The sequence below is a fragment of the Gilliamella sp. W8128 genome (assembly GCF_016100545.1).
Classification (GTDB): domain Bacteria; phylum Pseudomonadota; class Gammaproteobacteria; order Enterobacterales; family Orbaceae; genus Gilliamella; species Gilliamella apis.
The window spans coordinates 90,950-108,912 of record NZ_JACFSE010000002.1 but is presented as its reverse complement, the minus strand read 5'-3'; the positions used below and the strand labels follow the sequence as shown (position 1 = coordinate 108,912).

Genomic DNA, 17,963 nt, shown 5'->3' with positions numbered 1-17,963 from the left:
TATCAAATTTCTTTACGTACACCGGAGTATTTAGCTAGTTCAATGATTTTTTGCGCACGAGCAATAATTGGTGCATCAATCATTTTGCCATTCAAAGAAACAACTCCAAGCCCTTTTCTTTCACCTTCTTCAGCGGCTTCAACGACTTTTTTAGCATTTTCTACTTCACTAGCAGTAGGTGCATAAGCATTATGTAATAGCTCAATTTGTCGTGGATTAATCAATGATTTACCGTTGTATCCTAATTTTTTAATTAGGCTGACTTCTTTTAAAAAGCCTTCATCATCATTAACATTTGAATAAACAACATCAAAAGCATCAATACCGGCTACACGAGCAGCATGTAAAACAGCACAGCGTGCATAAAATAGTTCAGTACCATCCCCGCGTTCTGTTTGCATATCTACTAGATAATCAAATGCTGCAAGAGCGATACCAATTAAACGTGGCGATGATTTGGCAATGGATACTGCATTAACTACTGCTTGAGCTGATTCAATAGCAGCCATTAATTTAGTGCTACCCACTTCTCGGCCACACTCTTTTTCAATTCGTTCAACATGCGCTTCAAGTTCATGAATATCTTCAGCACTATTGGTCATTGGTAAGCGAACAACATCAACACCTGCTCGTACAACGGCTTCTAAGTCTTTAAGACCAAATGGTGTATTTAATGCATTAATTCGAACTACAGTTTCAATGCCATGTTCTTTATAAACAGGTAATTTTAATGTTTGTGCGACGAGTAGACGTGCTGAATCTTTTTCTTTGATAGACACGGCATCTTCAAGATCAAACATAATTGAGTCTGGTTTATAGACAAAAGATGTTGATAACATTGCTGCATTTGCACCAGGAAGAAACAGCATACTGCGACGTAATTTTTTCATAGTAATTTACTCCAATCTAATTCAGTTTCTTCTGCACCGCGTAACACAGCACATTGTACCCGTGCTTTTATTGCACAATCTAAAGCACCTTTATCGTCAATAATGATTAAACCATCAGTTAAGTTAAGTTCATTTAATGTGTTATTAACCACAGCGCGAATTTGATCGCCAAATTGTTTATTTACATCACTATTAATAACAATTTCGATGCCAGTATTTGGCATGACTTTAACTAACAAATCGCTGGATTCGAGAGTTCCTGCCATGGCTTCTTTTTGTATTTTCATGTTTTTACCTTTTGAAAAGAATTAAATATTTAATTTATCCAAATTAGCTGAAATATAATTCCAAGTTGTTGAAGGAACTAATTTCTTAACCTGTTCATAATTTTTTAATGCCAGTGAATTTCGTACTAATGATGCTGATATGATGTTTGATTCCTCGAGTTTTCGAGCAACCTCAATGACAGTAATCTTGGATGACAAACTAACTTTGTCATCTTCTAACCAATATTTCATCGCTTGGTTATAAGCATTAGTTACTTCACTATGTGGCTCAGTACCAACAAAACGGTGAGTTATATTTAATGCTGGAGCAATGAAGTTACGGAAGATTAACAGATCGATTCCCATATAAGCATAGTCAATTTTGCTTTTATCTTTTAAAAAATAAGTAGGGAAGGTCGCTTTAGAAATAATGTATGACGAACTGGCATGAACCGTAACATTTTTAATATCTTTTGTGCCATCTTTTACTAACTGTAAACGTACCTGAAACGGGAACATAGATACATCTTCATTAACCACAAATACATGTACCCAATCACATTGATTGGCTGCAAATTCAATAAGATATTGATGACCTTTAGTAAAAGGATTGGCATTCATCACAATACTGCCAATTTTGTTACCAGACTTTTGGTATTGCGATAATTGTTTACAATATTGTTTAATCCCAACCGGTGTGTTTTCCATCAATACGACTAAATCAGAAATTTCAACAATAGGATAAAAACCGCATGCTTTGAAAAAAGCGATATTTTCAGGTTTAGTATATAAAAATAGATGAAAATAGCCGTTGTCATTGGCATATTTCATCGTATAGTCGATTAAAGTTAGATTTAGTTGGTTTCCGCGATAATCAGGATCAATGGCTACACACTTAATAATATTGTGATCAAGACCGGCACAAGCGATACAATTATTATTCAGTTTTGCAACAATGAAAGTTGTGACTTGTGGATCTAAATCGAGGTCAGATTGCAATAGTAATTGCTTAATTACTTGATAATCTTGTTCAGATTTAGATATATCAACAACACTGTAATCAACTAAATCGTACATATAACTACCTTTTTTCTTCAACGATAAAGTTAGTTAGACGACCAATATTGGTAATTTCAACTTCAATGGTATCACCATCGTGCATAAATATTGGTGGATTTCGTTTTTTTCCAACCCCGCCTGGTGAGCCAGTAAGAATAACGTCACCCGGTGATAATTTAGTAAATGTACTAATATACGAGATTAAATCAGGTACAGTATGTACTAAATTCTTGATGCTATCATGTTGCATCTCTTTTCCATTCAGATAAGTTGCTATTGATAGCGCTTTAGGATCGGGTATTTCATCTGTAGTTGTTAAACATGGTCCAAAAGCCCCGGTATTTGGCCAATTTTTACCAGCTGTGTACCAAGTATATTGCCAGTCACGAATCGAACCATCCATATAACAGCTATAGCCTGCGACATAAGATAAGGCTTCTTCTGATTTTATGCGGAAGGCCTCTTTACCAATAATAATTGCTAATTCGCCTTCATAATCCAGTTCATCGCTGATAGTTGGTTTAATGATATTTGTCTTATGTCCTGTTTGAGAATCAGGAAAACGAACAAATAAAGTTGGGGCAGAACTAGTTTCATTAAATTCTGCTCGTTTTTCCGCATAATTCATTCCTACACACAAAATTTTGTTTGGATTTGGAATTACCGGTAAATAAGTTATTGCTTGTTCATCGATATCACTAGGTGAGTCTAAAAAGTTTTTTGCGTTAGCTAATCCATCTTTATCAGAAAGAAGGGATTTTAGATCTTGATATTTATCGCCTAGTTTTTGGCCTAAATCTACGATGCCATGATCAGTATATAAACCAAAACTTGGTCGACCAGAAACAAGGTAACTGACAAGCTTCATGAATACTCCTTAAAAGCTGTTTATTGAAACTACACAAGAAAATAGAACAACCCTAGTAATAACTAAGGTTGCTCTTGAAAAAAACTATACTAAAAAATTGCCTAGAATGAGTAAGGATACGGATACGTTAATTGCACCACCAATACGAGTAGCAATTTGGGCAAACGGCATTAACTCCATACGTTCTGCTGCAGTTAGGATTGCAACATCACCTGTTCCTCCTTGACCACTTTGACAGCAAGAAATAACCGCCGCATCAACTGGGTACATACCTAGTTTTTTAGCAACAAAGAAACCTGTTGTGACTAAACTTACTACTGTACAAACAATAACTATTAGGTTGATTACGGTGAAAGCTGCAACGATTTTATCCCAAGGTGTGATAGCTACGCCCACTGCGAATAAAATAGGATAGGTTACCGATGTTTGGAAGAACTTGTAAACTACTTGCGAACCACTTAGTACTTTTGGTGAAACACCTGATACTAGTTTAACAAATACTGCAGCAAATAGCATCCCTACTGGCGCTGGAATACCGGTTACTTTGTGACCAATCATACCGACCATATAAAGGATGGCGGCTAATAATACACCAGATGCAAAAGTTGTCACATCAATAACTGATTCTGCTTTAGCTGTTTTATTGATAATTTGGTCATCTTCTGATGCTGGTAACAAGCGACCGTTACCAGTTAAATGAGGATAAGCTTTACCAATACGGTTAAGGATACCACCACAAATAATACCGGTTAAACCACCTAACATAACAATTGGTAATACTCGACCTAGTGCTTCACCTTGTTCCATACCTAAAATAGAGGCATAGCCGATTGATAATGGAATTGCGCCTTCACCAACACCGCCAGCCATGATCGGTAATACTAAGAAGAAGAATGTTTCAAATGGTGATAAGCCTAATAAATAACCCACACCAACACCAACTAGCATACCAACAATTTCACCACATACCATTGGTCCGAAGATTTTTAAGAAACCTTGAATAAGCGTTTTCTTATCCATATTCATAATACTACCAACGATGATACAGCAAATATAAAGATATAAAATGTGAGTATCTTTATAGAATTTGGTTGTTGCTTGTACCACAGGAGTAGGCAGAATGCCATAATAGACTAGAGCTGATGGAATAAAGGTTGCACAAATTGCTGCTGCCCCCATTTTTCCAACAATCGGTAAACGTTTACCTATTTCACCACATAGGAAACCAAAGAAAGCACATGTTACTACCATAACAACTATTTCGCTTGGTAATTTACCTGTTACTAATACTTCAGCAAAGATAAGAATACCTGCGATAATAAATAATGGTAAAGGAATTACACCGATTTTATAATCATCCATAAGTTTCCACCATCCGTATGGCCAAAACTTTTTCGTTTGATCTTCGTGTTTTATCTCATGTTTTTCATTGTTGTTGTGCGTTTTTTCAACTGAATTGAAATCCACCATATTTTTTTTATCTCCAAAATAAATTTGCTTTGTTTTAATGGCGCATATGGTGACAAAATATTAATATCAATTTTGTGATATAAATCATAAATTAAGTGTGGTTTTTATGGTTTTAAAGGCTCTAAGTTTTTTTATGCTGTGTTACACTCCTCAGCAGATACAGCAATTATTTATTAAGTATAAAAATGCGAAAACGAATACATCTGTCATTTACGACAAAATTATTTTTATCTCTTTTAATCTTTTCATTGGTGGTTTTAGCATTGCTGCAAAGCTACATATGGAATGTGACAGAAAATGCCTTATATCGTAGTTTAGGCGAAAAAGCTCAAATTCAGGCGAAAGAGTTAGCTGTGATTCCTAGCTTAATCAAATATGTAGAAGATAAAGATACTGAACAAATCGCAAAACTTGTTTCAGATATTTTTGAACAAAGCGATGCGAGTTATATTGTTATAGGTGATGCTAAAGCTTATCGGTTATTTCATACGGCTAATAATTCAATATATTTACCCATGGTTGGTGATGACAATCAGGAGGTGTTAAGTGGTATTAGTAGCACCACAATAAGTCAAGGATCTTTAGGTTTAGCCCTAAGAGGTAAAGCGCCGATTATTAGCAATGGAAAAGTAATTGGTATTGTTTCGGTTGGTTATATGGTAGATGATATTTATGCGTCACATATAAAACAATTTATTCCATTCATTATTTTTTGTTCATTTTTATTCTTTGCTCTGTTTATATTTTCTTTATGCTTTGCTAGAGCTATCAAAAAACAGATGTTTAATTTAGAACCTCAAGAAATTGCACTATTGGTAAAAAGCCAGAAATCAATAATGGAATCAATCTTTGAAGGTATTATTGCGATTGATCTTGATTACAAAATTATTAATATCAACCAATCAGCAAGGCGCATGCTAAATATTGATATTGATGATAATAGTTTACTTAATCATGATTTATCTAATTTTATTAAATCAACTGATTTTCTTTATGGTAGTACCAATCAGACCAAAGATGTGCATGACCATATTTGCTATTTCAATAATATTATTGTTATTGCTAATCGTATTCGCGTGATTGTTGATGATGAAATTCATGGATGGGTGATAACCTTCAGAAATTATGATGATATTAATTTATTAAGTATGCAATTAACCCAAGTTACGCAATATGTGGATAATTTGCGTGCGCTAAGACATGAACATCTTAATTGGATGGCAACGTTATCCGGTTTAATTTATATGAAACGATATGAAGAAGCGGAATCATTTATTGCGTTACATTCTGCTGATAATCAACAAAATCTAGATTTCATTACCAGTCATTTTCAGGTTCCAGCTATTTGCGGTTTATTAATCGGTAAATATTCTAAGTCACATGAAATTGGCTTAAAATTGTTCTTTGATCCTGCCTGCCATTTGGAGGCATTGCCTTCCAAGATAACTGAAGCCGAGTTTATGTCGATATTAGGTAATCTGCTGGATAATGCCTTTAATGCCTGTTTAAAAAATAATCAAGGTGATAAATCTATCTATTTATATTTAAGTGATAGAACCGATGAAATTGTTTTAGAAGTCAGTGATCAGGGTTGTGGTATAGATGATAAAATCCGCAATTCAATTTTCCAACCGGGGGTAACCTCACAAAATTCGAACGAACATGGTATAGGTTTACATTTAGTTTCAACATATGTGAAAAAAGCTAACGGATACATCACATTTGAAGATAATGAACCTTATGGAACGATTTTTTCTGTTTTTATACCTAAGTAGTTAACAGAGGTGAATAAAGTATGTATGAAATAAAAGAAGATACAATTAAAGTTCTTATTGTTGAAGATGAACCCATTTTAGCTGAATTAAATGCTGAATTTATTCAACGAGACACCAAAGTAGAAGTTATTGGTATCGCTGCAACTTTGGAAGAAGCGAAAGTGATGGTTGAAAAATTAAAACCAACATTAATTTTATTAGATAATTACCTCCCTGATGGAAAAGGAATTGAATTATTTGAATATATTATTAATAATAATTTAGATTGTTATGTTATTTTTATTACTGCTGCGAGTGATATGGATACCTGTAGTAAAGCGATACGTTTTGGTGCTTTTGATTATTTAATCAAGCCGGTATCTTATCAGCGTTTAAAACACTCTCTTGAACGTTTTGAACTTTTTTTATATCGTCAAAGTTTGCAAAAACATGTTAATCAAAGACGTATTGATGAACTTTTTAATCTACAAACTAAAGACTTTGTTGATATTAATCGCCACTCTAAAGGTATTGAAGAAATTACCTTACAAAAAGTTAAAGATCTATTTATGCAAACTAATGAACCGCAAACTGTAGATCAAATTGTCGAAAAAGCTAATATTAGTAAAACCACCGCTAGACGATATTTAGAATATTGTGTGCAAACTAAATTATTAACGGTTGAGCTTAACCATGGCAAAATAGGTCGTCCTGAAAGGCTTTATAAAAGATTAGGAAAGTAATTTTTTTCGCAAAGTTGGTTATTAATCCTACATTATATAATTTATGATTATATAAATATGCTTATTGGTTATTTTATTGCCTAAATATTTGATGCTAGATTGAATTAATCCAATTGTTGGATGATTTAAATTGCAGTATCAAATAATAGGAGTAAGCGTATGTCTATAGGAAAAGTAGTAACGACTGAAAATAATGAAATCAGTAAAGATGGTGCTTTTGTCCGTCAAACTAACCGATTTGACACTCCCTTTGGTAATGAACCTGGCTTGTTACCTGTTGAAGCAGGTCGTTATCGACTGATTTGGGCTGCAATTTGCCCTTGGGCTCATCGCCAAATGATAGCCATCAAGTTATTGGGTTTAGAGGATGTTATTAGTGTAGGTAAGGTTTCTCCTATAAGAACACCACATGGTTGGGAGTTTTCACTTGATCCCAATGGCGTTGATCCGGTGTTAGGGATTCGTTATTTACCGGAAATTTATGCTAAAACCGATCCAGAATATAATGGGCGAGCAACAGTACCTACCGTAGTAGACGTAAAAACTGGCAAAGTTGTTAACAACGATTATTTTAGATTAACTAACTATTGGGAAACTGTTTTTAAGCCATTTCATAAAGCTGGGGCACCAGATCTCTATCCAGAACATTTACGTACTGAAATTGATGAATTGAATGATGTGATATTTCATGAAGTTAACAATGGCGTTTATAAAGCAGGCTTTGCTCGATCACAACCAGCTTATGAGCATGCTTACCATCTCGTTTTTAACCAGTTAGATAAATTAGAACAACGATTAAGCAAATCTCGTTATCTTTTTGGTGATAACATCACTGATTCAGATATTCGTTTATATGTCACTTTGGCTAGGTTTGACGTTGCCTATTATGCTGCATTCAACACTAATCGAAATCGAATTATCGATTATCCTAATTTGTGGGGTTATGCCCGAGATCTCTATCAAATTCCTGCTTTTGGTGATACCACTGATTTTGAGGCGATTAAAAAAGGTTATTTTTTGAGTAATAATGCCCATAATCCTTATGATATTTTGCCGTTAGGGCCTGATGTTAGTAATTGGAAAACGCCACATAATCGAGATAAACAATTTAGTTAATTAATTTAAATATTGGGATAATACAGATGCCAAATATTATTGATTTTGGATTGATTTTCACCCAAATACCGACGTTACTGGCTTATTTGCCAGTAACACTCTTTATCACCATCTTTTCGATGTTACTTGGCGTAATATTAGGTCTAGTTATTGCAATAATTAAAATGAATAAAATACCTGTCTTAACGCAAATAGCAGCGGTATTTGTTTCATTTATAAGAGGAACACCATTATTGGTACAGCTTTATTTAAGTTTTTATGGCCTACCAATTTTATTACGTTATGTTAATTACTTTTTTGATACAGATTTTAATATTAATGGCCTCCCGGCAATATTGTTTGTATTGATTGCCTTTTCTTTTAATGAAGCAGCTTATAACTCTGAAACAATTCGTGCCGCATTACAATCTGTAAATAAGGGGCAAATCGAAGCTGCACAATCGTTAGGTATGACATATAGTCAAGTTTTACGTCGTATTGTTATTCCTGAAGCATTTATAGTCGCACTGCCTAACTTAGGTAATACTTTAATCGGATTACTAAAAGGAACTTCACTGGCGTTTGTTTGTTCGGTAACTGAAATGACTGGTAGAGGTAAAACTTTAGCTGGTCATAGCTATCGTTATTTTGAAGTTTATATTTCACTGGCTCTAATTTATTGGGCGTTAACCATATTAATTGAATTATTAGTCAAATATTTAGAGAACCGATTAACGATAAGTGAAGATAAAAATACTCCAAGTTACCGAAGAGGGAAATGGCTATGATTCATGTTAATAATCTCACTTTATCTTTTCATGGTAATTGCATTTTAAATCAAATTAATTTTGCTATTAAACCACATGAAATCGTTGCAATTATTGGCGCATCGGGAGCAGGAAAATCGACACTGTTACGTTGTTTAAATTTATTGGAAAAACCTCAAGCTGGTAATATCACTATTGATAACATGTCGTTTGATGTTAATAAGTCTAAACGAGATCAAATTGTTAAATTTCGTCAACAAACAGCGATGGTTTTTCAACAATTCAATCTTTTCCCACAAAAGAATGCTTTAGAAAATGTTATGGAAGGGTTACTGATTGTAAAAAAATACTCTCGAGAGAAAGCTGAAAAAATTGCTTACGACAAACTAGTTGAAGTTGGTCTTGCTGATAGAGTAAACCACTATCCAAAACAACTATCAGGTGGTCAACAACAAAGGGTTGCTATTGCGAGAGCGTTAGCTATGAATCCTAAGGTTTTATTACTTGATGAACCTACCTCTGCATTAGATCCTGAGTTAGTCGGCGAAGTATTGGCAACCATAAAAATGGCGGCAAAATCGGGTATTACGATGATATTAGTCTCTCATGAAATGAGTTTTGTGCATGATATAGCCAGCCGAGTTTTGTTCTTAGATAAAGGGCAAATTATTGAAGATGGATCGCCTAAACAAGTTTTTTTAAATCCTGTTCATCAAAGAACAAAAGATTTTTTATCTAGATATTATTCAGCAATGCAAATGGATTATGAGATTTAATCAGTAAATGAGGTACTAATGGGGATTATTATTCAACAACATTGTGATGATATTAATTGGCAAGAAGTTGCTGATTTACTGGCATTTTATGGCCTAAGTTCGTTCGATGCGATAACTCAAGAACAAGTCTTTAAAAGAAGCTATGCGGTAGTTTTTTTATTGGAGAATAATCATGTGGTGGGGGTGGGTAGAGCACTATCAGATGGAATTTGTCAGGCAGCGATTTATAACATTGCTTTGGCAAAACACTTACATGGTCAGCAATATGGTAGGCTAATTGTCGATAAGCTTATCGAACAAGTAAAGGATTGTAATATTATTCTTTATACACATCCTCAAACGGTTGAATTTTATAAGAACTTAGGTTTTGATTTAATGAAAACTGGTATGGCCATATATCAAACAGATCATCGGCAGCAAATGAAAGAAATGGGATTCATTTAGATAGCCTAATTGACTAGCATTTTAATAATATTAACTAATTTTTAACTACAGAGGATCGGCGTTATGAATCTAAAAAAATGGTATAGCTTTTTGATCTTGGCTGTTTTATCACTTATTGGATGTGATAATCAAAACGCAAAAAACCAAAGCACTAAAGTAGAAAAAATCGTTATTGCAACATCAGGTGCACCAAGTCCTTTTACGACAGTCAATGATAAAGGTGAGCTGACGGGTTATGATATTGATGTGGTTAAAGCGATATTTGCCAAACTACCACAATATGAAATTAATTTTGAAATTACAGAATTTCCATCGGTACTTGCAGGACTTGATTCTCAAAGGTATCAAGTTGGTGCTAATAATTATGCAATGAATGAAAAACGTAAGGAGAAGTATTTTTATTCCGATCCAATCTTTAAAAATCAATATGTAATCGCAGTAGCTAAAAATAATAATAATATCAATCGTTTTAGTGATCTTAATGGAAAATCTACAGAAGTATCACCGGGACTAAACTATGCTACAGCTTTAGAAACCTATAATCAGCAAAATCCTAATAATCCTGTCAAAATTGTTTATAGTGAAGCTGATTTATTACCTGTTTTGCAACATGTTGAAAGCGGTCAATATGATTTTCAGCTAATTGATAAAGTAATGTTATCGCAATATATTAGTGAACATCATCTCAATTTAAAAATAATTGAACTGAGTAAGGAAGATGAAGATCGTATTGCTTCACCATTTAGTTATCTTTTAATTAGTAAAAGTACTAAAGGGGAACAATTAACCAAAGATATCAATGAAGCTATCAAAAAAATTATTAGTAGTGGTGAACTAGCACAAATTAGTCAGCGTTATTTTGCTGCTGATTATTCACCTAAATAATAAATATCAATGGTCTAACAGCGGTAAATAAACATCCGTTATCATCTGTTCTAGTTTAATGGTTGGACCAGCACTATTATGGCGATTAGGTGTTCCTTTTGAATTACGGGAAAAAATTTGTCGAATTATCCGAGTGCATCAAATACCATTTTATGCTTTAAGTGATGATAATAACTATAAATCACCGCAATGGTTAATTCATCGGCTTTCATGGTAATTTCCTCTATGGATATTATGTATGCAAGCTAAAGTAGATATACTAGGTCGTATTAGTGTTGATAAAGCTCCGGATGGTTGATGATGAAGTTGAACTCTTCGAATGATTAGCTTTAGCCGATGTGACAATCGTTACGGTGCTTTTATCAATAATTTATTGGTTACCGCTTAACCATCAATTTTTGTAAGAACTTTTATAAGCTAAATGAGTTAATTTGGAACTGCATAATGAGATAAAAACCAAGTAACGGCAATTAGATCCGCTGAGCCACCAGGACTTAAATGACGTTTTATCAGTTCATTATCTAACTTAGCAATCATTTCTAGTCCATTTGGATGCATAACGCCACCTTGTTGGATTAAATCTTTTGCTTCATTTTGCACGAATTCTAATCCGGCCAGTCCACCTCTGGAAACTAGGTTTGTGTCTTGATTGTAAGCTAGTAAATATAGCATTGCTTGTAATAGGGCTGATTCTTCATTATAGCCACTATTCAACATTTCTTGATAAATTGGGAGTGATATCTCACGTGCGGTTGTATATCCTGATTCAGCTTCGCCTCTTGCTCCGGTAAGATTATGTTGTTTAAAAAGCCGTTCTCCTACTGAGTGGCTGCGGTTATTTTGTGATAATTCGTTATTAACCATACCGTGGCAAATATTGGCTACTTCATTACAGATCATCGGAATAGTTGTTTGTAATTTAAGTTGCTCTAATTTACCAATGGCACTTAATAATAGGCCAAAGGCAAATATTCCACCTTTATGAGTATTAATCTGTTTAGTTGCACTAAACATCGCTGTTTCACATTCAAGGCCAATTGGTCGAATATTTGCTAAAAAATCAGGTGCTGCAACGTTGGCATTATGTTTACCATATTGATAGAAACGTTCAAACCAATTTGAAATAGCGTTAATACTTGTTATGAATGTTTGAAAATTCATATCGTAATGTGCGCCATTATTGTTCATATCAACCAATCCAGGTTTGGGTGATAAGCAGATCTCTCTAATTAACGCTTGTACCGCCAATATTGTCGGTGAGCTCAAAACATTGTGACTTATCAATTTCGATTCTAAGCTAATTACTTGCGATAAATAATTACTCATGGAATAGGCTACCTTTACAATTAAGCTTAATAATCATTATGCGATGCTTGAGCAAGTACTTCTCGATTACCATTATGGGCAGGTGCACTTATAATGCCTTCCATTTCCATTTGTTCCACAATTCTTGCGGCTCGGTTATAACCAATTCTAAATTTACGTTGGACACTGGATATTGATGCTCTACGAGTTTCAATGACGAAAGAAACCACTTGATCAAACAATGGATCAAGTTCTTCATCAATAGTATCAAAGCTACCACTTTCACTATCGTCGGTTGAGACGGTTACATTTTCAATATATTTAGGCTTACCACGCGCTTTCCAATCTTGTACGACGGCATGAACTTCTTCATCACGGACAAAAGCGCCATGAACACGAACAGGAATAGAACTATTAGGCGCTAAATAGAGCATATCACCCATACCAAGCAGAGATTCCGCGCCCATTTGATCTAAAATAGTTCGTGAGTCAATTTTACTTGAAACTGTAAATGCAATTCGGGTTGGTATATTGGCTTTAATTAAACCGGTAATAACATCAACAGAAGGTCTTTGGGTAGCTAGTACCAAATGAATACCTGCGGCTCGGGCTTTTTGGGCAAGTCGAGCAATTAACTCTTCTACTTTTTTACCAACAGCCATAATTAAATCGGCAAATTCATCAACCATAACCACAATATATGGAAGTTTTTCAAGCGTCGGCATTTCTAGATCCATACTATCGGTTGGTTTCCAGAGTGGATCTGGAATTGGTCGTCCCATCTCTTCAGCAAGCTTGATTTTCTCATTAAAACCAGCAATGTTACGAACGCCTAAAGCTGACATTAATCGATAGCGGCGCTCCATTTCATTAACACACCAATTAAGCGCATTAGCCGCATCTTTCATATCAGTTACCACTTGGGTTAATAGATGAGGTATTCCTTCATAAATCGACAGTTCTAACATTTTCGGGTCGATCATGATGAACCTAACATCTTCAGGCTGTGATTTATATAAAATGCTTAATATCATGGCATTAACACCAACTGATTTACCTGAACCAGTTGTTCCTGCAACTAATAAATGTGGCATTTTAGCTAAATCAGCAACCACCGATTGTCCAGCAATATCTTTTCCTAAAACGACCGTAAGTGGAGATTGAGCGTTTTTGAATTGTGGGCTATCTAATACTTCTCTGAAATAAACGGTTTGTCGATTTTGATTAGGTAATTCAATACCAACATAAGGTTTACCCGGTATTACTTCTACAACCCTTACTGATGGCATAGATAATGAACGAGCTAAATCACGATCCAGTGTTGATATTCTGGCAGCTTTAATACCCGGAGCCAATTCAATTTCAAACCGCGTAATCACAGGTCCTGGTAAATAATCAACAACGCGAGCTTTTACTCGATAATCTGATAAACTTTTTTCAATTTGCTGTGCCATTGCATTTAACGCAACATGATCAACCTCAATTCGTGTTGTTGGTGGTGGCGTTAATAAATTTAACGACGGTAATGGGGTAGTTGGCTTGGGTAAAGGTTTATCATTACGTTGTAATAACGGATGAATTAGGCTTTCTCCCTCATCTTCATTATCTTCTTCGGCATCTTTATCGATAATTGTTGCCGTTTGAGTTAAAGATGTAAGTGCTTGTGTCGTTTCTTCGTTATCAACATCATTTAAATAAATATCATCAATAGTAGGATTTTCTTGTTTAAGAAGTGAGATATCAACATCCTCAGGTATTTCAAAGTTGTCTGGAATATCATTGAATTGATAATTATTATATTCTTGAGTAATACTTGGTGATATTTCATCCTCAACTGGTTGTATCACATTTGGTTCAATCACACCCTCGCTATTAAAAGTAGGATGATTTATATTTATTTCAGGTTCATGATGTTCCATAGTAAATAATGGTTTACTTGGTGCATCGGCAATCGTGTACTTATCTTCTTCGAACGGTTGGATAATCTCTTGACTATCCATTTGGTCATTAGATTCCGCCAAATTAGTAGAATTAGTTGTATCACCATCATTCATATTTTTTAAAATATTTTCCATCCGCGCTAATATTGCGTCAGGATCAAGGTCTTTTTTGGCTGCCTTGTCAGTTACATCATGAGTTTCGTCTGTAGTTGCAGTGTTAGCTTCGATCGTTTGTAATAATTGTGCTGCCGTTTTTATGAATTTTTCATCATGTTGTAATGAAATCGGATCTATTGTTGATTCGGCTTTTTCCGTATCTATTTTGGTGGTTATTTCTGGATTATTCGTAGCTAAATTGGTTAGTTCAACACTATTTTGGCTACTGTCATCCATATCAAGATGTAAATCAATCTGTGGTTCTTTTTCTTTTATAGATGCTTCATCATTTTGATTTTGCGCAACTGATTGTGTCACTTTATCTGGTGTAAATAACCATTTTATTGGCGACAGTATTAACATAACCAACGCCCCGATTTTTTCAAATAGATAAAGCCACGAAAAGCCAGTTAGTAATGTAACACATGCTAAGGTTGTTGCCAGTAAAGCTAAAGAGGTTACTAAGCTGCTCATAACTGGTAACAAGCTTTCAATAACGATTGAGCCTAGATAACCACCAGCTTGAAATTGTTCCGGATCACGAATATTAAGGGTAAAAAAACCACAACAACTAAGTACAAAAGCTAATATACCAATAATTCGAAATGAAACACTGAAATAGTTAATTGGTTCATTACTATGACGATAAAAATAGCCCATTAACTGTAAACAAAAGAAAATGATAATAATAGGTAAACTAAAAGCAATCAGTCCAAAAAATTGAAATACGATATCAGCAGCATATGCACCAATATAACCGCCAAAATTGCTAATAGGATTATGCCAAGCAGTACGTGACCAACCCGGATCCGATGGGTTGTAAGTAAAAAGTGATAAAAATAAACAAACAGATAATCCTATTAATGTTAATAGAATTAATTGAATAACAATCTGTCTTCTAGTAATTTTAAATTTTTTCAAACATGTACCTAAAAGCTATTTTAATTAAAATTTTAGCTATTTTATCATAAATTAAACCCACTTATAGCGTGGATGAGAGATAAAAATAATTTATTGATATGAATCCAATTCGATTATGGTTTGATTAAATCTTTGCGCATTTAATACATAGTGTTGAGCATTTGTAATGTTGGCTAGAATTTCTTTCTCAGTCAATTTACGAATAATTTTAGCTGGAGATCCCATAATTAGACAACCTTCTTCATATGGTAAGCTGTGAGTAACCAGCGAGTTAGCGCCTACCAAGCAATTTTTGGCAATTTTAGCATTATTTAAAATTGTGCTACCCATACCAATTAAAACATTATCTTCGACCGTGCAGCTATGTAAAATGACGTTATGGCCAATTGTCACGTTTTCACCAATAATACATGGAACATTAGTTTCAATATGAATAGTAGTGTTATCTTGGACATTACTGTTTTTACCAATATGTATCTTGGCGATATCGCCACGTAAAACGGCATTAAACCAGATGGATACATTTTCATCTAAAACCACATCACCAATAATATCGGCAGATTTGGCAATAAAGCAAGTTGGATTAATTTGTGGTTTTAAGTTGCCTAATTGATAAATCATGTTTTTTTCCTTGTTATATTTCTAACACTCAAAAATAAACCGACGGCTAAGAAGTTACAGATCACCATTGAACCAACCATTAACCATTCAGTTAAATTATTAGTAACCGAGGTTGTGGTATGTGTTGAAACGAGTGTAGAAAGTAAAACACCAATAGCGCCGGCAACAGCAAAGCGAATCGTGCCTGCAAGTGAGGAGGCGGTTCCGGCGATATGAGAATAACAATCAAGAATTACCGCCATGCAATTCCCTCCTATGGTTGAAATACAACCGATATAACCAGCAATAAATATGACTAAAAAGAAAAATCCTAAGTAAAATATACTGGTAATTGCCATACCAATTGTCATTACAAACTGAATTAATAATCCTAATTGTATCATTTTTATCGAGCCAACTCGTCGTACCAGACGGCTATTCAGGGTGTTCATAAATATCATAACTAAAATATTTATAGCAAAGTAATAACCAAAATTGATTGAAGCAACACCATGTAAATTAATATAAACAAATGGCCCCAGACTAAGAAATGAGAATAGTCCTGCTCCAGAAAATGCGCCAATCATCATATAAGTAAATACTTGCCTATGTCTAAATAACGCAATGAAATTGCTTAAAATTCTAATTATGCTAAATTTATCACGTTTCGATTTGGCTAAGGTTTCAGGAATATTGATTGTTACCAAGCCTAGGCAGATGATAGCCATTAAACTAAGAACATAAAAGTTTGCTTGCCAGTCAAACCAAAATAGAATAAAACCGCCAATAATTGGTGCAAGTAGTGGGGCAACATTGGAGATGAGCATGACAAAAGACATCATTTTTGAAAACTCATCACGATCACGATAAATATCTTTCATTAATGCATTAATGACAATTGTAGTTGCTGATGCCGCTATGCCATGAAAAAAGCGGGCGGTAATTAATTGATTTATATTGGCAGCTAGACCACAACATAATGCAGCAATGATAAAGATAATTAGCCCAAAAGTTAAAACTTTTCGTCGCCCATAGCTATCGGTTAGCGGCCCAAATAAAAGTTGGCCTAGTGAAAATCCTAATAAATAACAACTTATCGTTAATTGTACAGTGGAGTCGGCAACATTAAATTTTTCGGCAATAGTTGGCATACTTGGTAAATACATATCAATGGATAATGGCATCAACATTGAAATTAAACCAAGAATAAAAATGAGTGCTTGTTTAGAAACTTTGATTACTATTTGCGGATCTTGTGTTTGCACGTCGTCATCCCTTTGGAGCTAAAATTTAGCAAAAAAAATTATTATTTATTGAATCTAATCAAAAATACTAATTAAACGAATTGATCTCGTCCTGAGTAAGTGGTCGATATTCACCTTCAGGTATATTAAGAACAATATTGCCGATCTGTTTGCGATGTAATTGGGTGACATGGTTATTTACCGCTGCAAACATTCGTTTTACTTGGTGATATCGCCCTTCGCTTATAGTGAGTTCTGCATGATAATCGTCAATGATAATCAATTTAGCTGGTTCGGTTAGAGTTTTTTCACTTTTTAACTGAATGCCTTGTTTAAATATATCAATAAGATTAGCGGTAAGTGGTTGTTCAACTGTCACTTGATAGACTTTTTCACAATGATGTTTAGGTGAAGTTATACGATGTGACCACTTACCATCATCGGTTAATAAAACCAAACCAGTGGTATCAAGATCCAGTCTGCCTGCTGAATGTAGTTTTTCTGCCATAGGTTCATCAATAAAATAGAGGATAGTAGGATGATCTGGATCATCAGTAGAACAGACATAACCTTGTGGTTTATTGAGCATAAAGTAGCGATTTTCGGTAATAGGGACGATTTCGAAACCATCATATTCTACAATTTGATCTGGTGAGATATGGTAAGCCCCTGATTTGACTATATCACCATTAACGGTAACTTTTTGGGCTTTAAGTTCTTTATTGACTATTGTTCGGCTCACACCTAAATGGTGAGCAAGAAATTTATCCAGTCGCATAT

Annotated in this window: 18 protein-coding genes; 8 read left to right on the top strand and 10 right to left on the bottom strand. The window is 34.4% G+C overall.

All coding sequences use genetic code 11. The annotated features are described in order from the left end of the window. Positions 1–2 precede the first annotated feature (2 nt). From citE to H3U97_RS02105, 5 genes are all read right to left on the bottom strand, one after another. Entirely contained in the window at positions 3–890 is an 888-nt protein-coding gene (citE, locus tag H3U97_RS02125) for a citrate (pro-3S)-lyase subunit beta (RefSeq protein ID WP_065577565.1), read from the bottom strand. Continuing rightward, positions 887–1,177: a citrate lyase acyl carrier protein gene (gene citD / locus H3U97_RS02120; protein ID WP_034902004.1), complete on the bottom strand. Its 291-nt coding sequence runs from the start codon at positions 1,175–1,177 to the stop codon at positions 887–889. Before citD ends, citE begins: the two co-directional genes overlap by 4 nt. A gap of 21 nt (positions 1,178–1,198) precedes the next feature. Further along, positions 1,199–2,233: a [citrate (pro-3S)-lyase] ligase gene (gene citC / locus H3U97_RS02115; RefSeq protein ID WP_065651469.1), complete on the bottom strand. Its 1,035-nt coding sequence runs from the start codon at positions 2,231–2,233 to the stop codon at positions 1,199–1,201. Positions 2,234–2,237: 4 nt separating this feature from the next. After that, on the bottom strand, positions 2,238–3,083 hold the full coding sequence (locus H3U97_RS02110; RefSeq protein ID WP_065651468.1) for a fumarylacetoacetate hydrolase family protein: 846 nt from the start codon (positions 3,081–3,083) through the stop codon (positions 2,238–2,240). A gap of 84 nt (positions 3,084–3,167) precedes the next feature. Then, a complete protein-coding gene (locus tag H3U97_RS02105) occupies positions 3,168–4,499 on the bottom strand; it encodes a 2-hydroxycarboxylate transporter family protein (protein ID WP_065651548.1) in 1,332 nt (443 codons plus the stop codon). Positions 4,500–4,738: 239 nt separating this feature from the next. Between H3U97_RS02105 and H3U97_RS02100 the strand changes: the two genes are divergently transcribed. The 8 genes from H3U97_RS02100 to H3U97_RS02065 all read left to right on the top strand — a co-directional run bounded on the left by H3U97_RS02100 (position 4,739) and on the right by H3U97_RS02065 (position 11,234). After that, on the top strand, positions 4,739–6,328 hold the full coding sequence (locus H3U97_RS02100) for a sensor histidine kinase (RefSeq protein WP_086353835.1): 1,590 nt from the start codon (positions 4,739–4,741) through the stop codon (positions 6,326–6,328). Positions 6,329–6,348: 20 nt separating this feature from the next. Further along, positions 6,349–7,050 (top strand): response regulator, encoded by a 702-nt coding sequence (locus H3U97_RS02095; RefSeq protein WP_173795327.1) that lies wholly within the window; start codon positions 6,349–6,351, stop codon positions 7,048–7,050. Between the two features lie 159 nt (positions 7,051–7,209). Next, the gene (locus H3U97_RS02090) at positions 7,210–8,166 is read left to right on the top strand and encodes a glutathione S-transferase family protein (RefSeq protein ID WP_198197849.1); all 957 of its coding nucleotides are present in this window, start codon (positions 7,210–7,212) and stop codon (positions 8,164–8,166) included. Positions 8,167–8,192: 26 nt separating this feature from the next. After that, the gene (locus H3U97_RS02085; protein ID WP_065613951.1) at positions 8,193–8,933 is read left to right on the top strand and encodes an amino acid ABC transporter permease; all 741 of its coding nucleotides are present in this window, start codon (positions 8,193–8,195) and stop codon (positions 8,931–8,933) included. After that, complete coding sequence (locus H3U97_RS02080) at positions 8,930–9,688, top strand: amino acid ABC transporter ATP-binding protein (protein WP_065613953.1); 759 nt, start codon at positions 8,930–8,932, stop codon at positions 9,686–9,688. The genes H3U97_RS02085 and H3U97_RS02080 overlap by 4 nt, the downstream gene beginning before the upstream one ends. Positions 9,689–9,706: 18 nt before the next feature. Then, the gene (locus tag H3U97_RS02075) at positions 9,707–10,132 is read left to right on the top strand and encodes a GNAT family N-acetyltransferase (protein WP_065613954.1); all 426 of its coding nucleotides are present in this window, start codon (positions 9,707–9,709) and stop codon (positions 10,130–10,132) included. 63 nt (positions 10,133–10,195) lie between these two features. After that, positions 10,196–11,017 carry a transporter substrate-binding domain-containing protein gene (locus H3U97_RS02070; protein WP_086320333.1) on the top strand — a complete coding sequence of 274 codons (822 nt, stop codon included), beginning with the start codon at positions 10,196–10,198 and terminating at the stop codon, positions 11,015–11,017. A gap of 58 nt (positions 11,018–11,075) precedes the next feature. Beyond that, positions 11,076–11,234, top strand: a complete 159-nt coding sequence (locus H3U97_RS02065; RefSeq protein ID WP_165754895.1) for a hypothetical protein — start codon at positions 11,076–11,078, stop codon at positions 11,232–11,234. A 209-nt stretch (positions 11,235–11,443) separates the two neighbouring features. Here the strand turns inward: H3U97_RS02065 and citG are convergent, their stop codons facing one another. The 5 genes from citG to rsuA all read right to left on the bottom strand — a co-directional run bounded on the left by citG (position 11,444) and on the right by rsuA (position 17,961). Beyond that, positions 11,444–12,343: a triphosphoribosyl-dephospho-CoA synthase CitG gene (gene citG / locus H3U97_RS02060; protein WP_198197847.1), complete on the bottom strand. Its 900-nt coding sequence runs from the start codon at positions 12,341–12,343 to the stop codon at positions 11,444–11,446. A gap of 26 nt (positions 12,344–12,369) precedes the next feature. Next, the gene (locus H3U97_RS11530; RefSeq protein ID WP_198197845.1) at positions 12,370–15,339 is read right to left on the bottom strand and encodes a DNA translocase FtsK 4TM domain-containing protein; all 2,970 of its coding nucleotides are present in this window, start codon (positions 15,337–15,339) and stop codon (positions 12,370–12,372) included. A gap of 90 nt (positions 15,340–15,429) precedes the next feature. Continuing rightward, positions 15,430–15,960: a gamma carbonic anhydrase family protein gene (locus H3U97_RS02050; protein ID WP_086320330.1), complete on the bottom strand. Its 531-nt coding sequence runs from the start codon at positions 15,958–15,960 to the stop codon at positions 15,430–15,432. Continuing rightward, entirely contained in the window at positions 15,957–17,204 is a 1,248-nt protein-coding gene (locus H3U97_RS02045; RefSeq protein WP_198197843.1) for a Bcr/CflA family multidrug efflux MFS transporter, read from the bottom strand. Before H3U97_RS02045 ends, H3U97_RS02050 begins: the two co-directional genes overlap by 4 nt. Before the next feature lie 67 nt (positions 17,205–17,271). Next, positions 17,272–17,961 carry a 16S rRNA pseudouridine(516) synthase RsuA gene (rsuA, locus tag H3U97_RS02040; protein ID WP_065577550.1) on the bottom strand — a complete coding sequence of 230 codons (690 nt, stop codon included), beginning with the start codon at positions 17,959–17,961 and terminating at the stop codon, positions 17,272–17,274. Between the last annotated feature and the right edge of the window lie 2 nt (positions 17,962–17,963).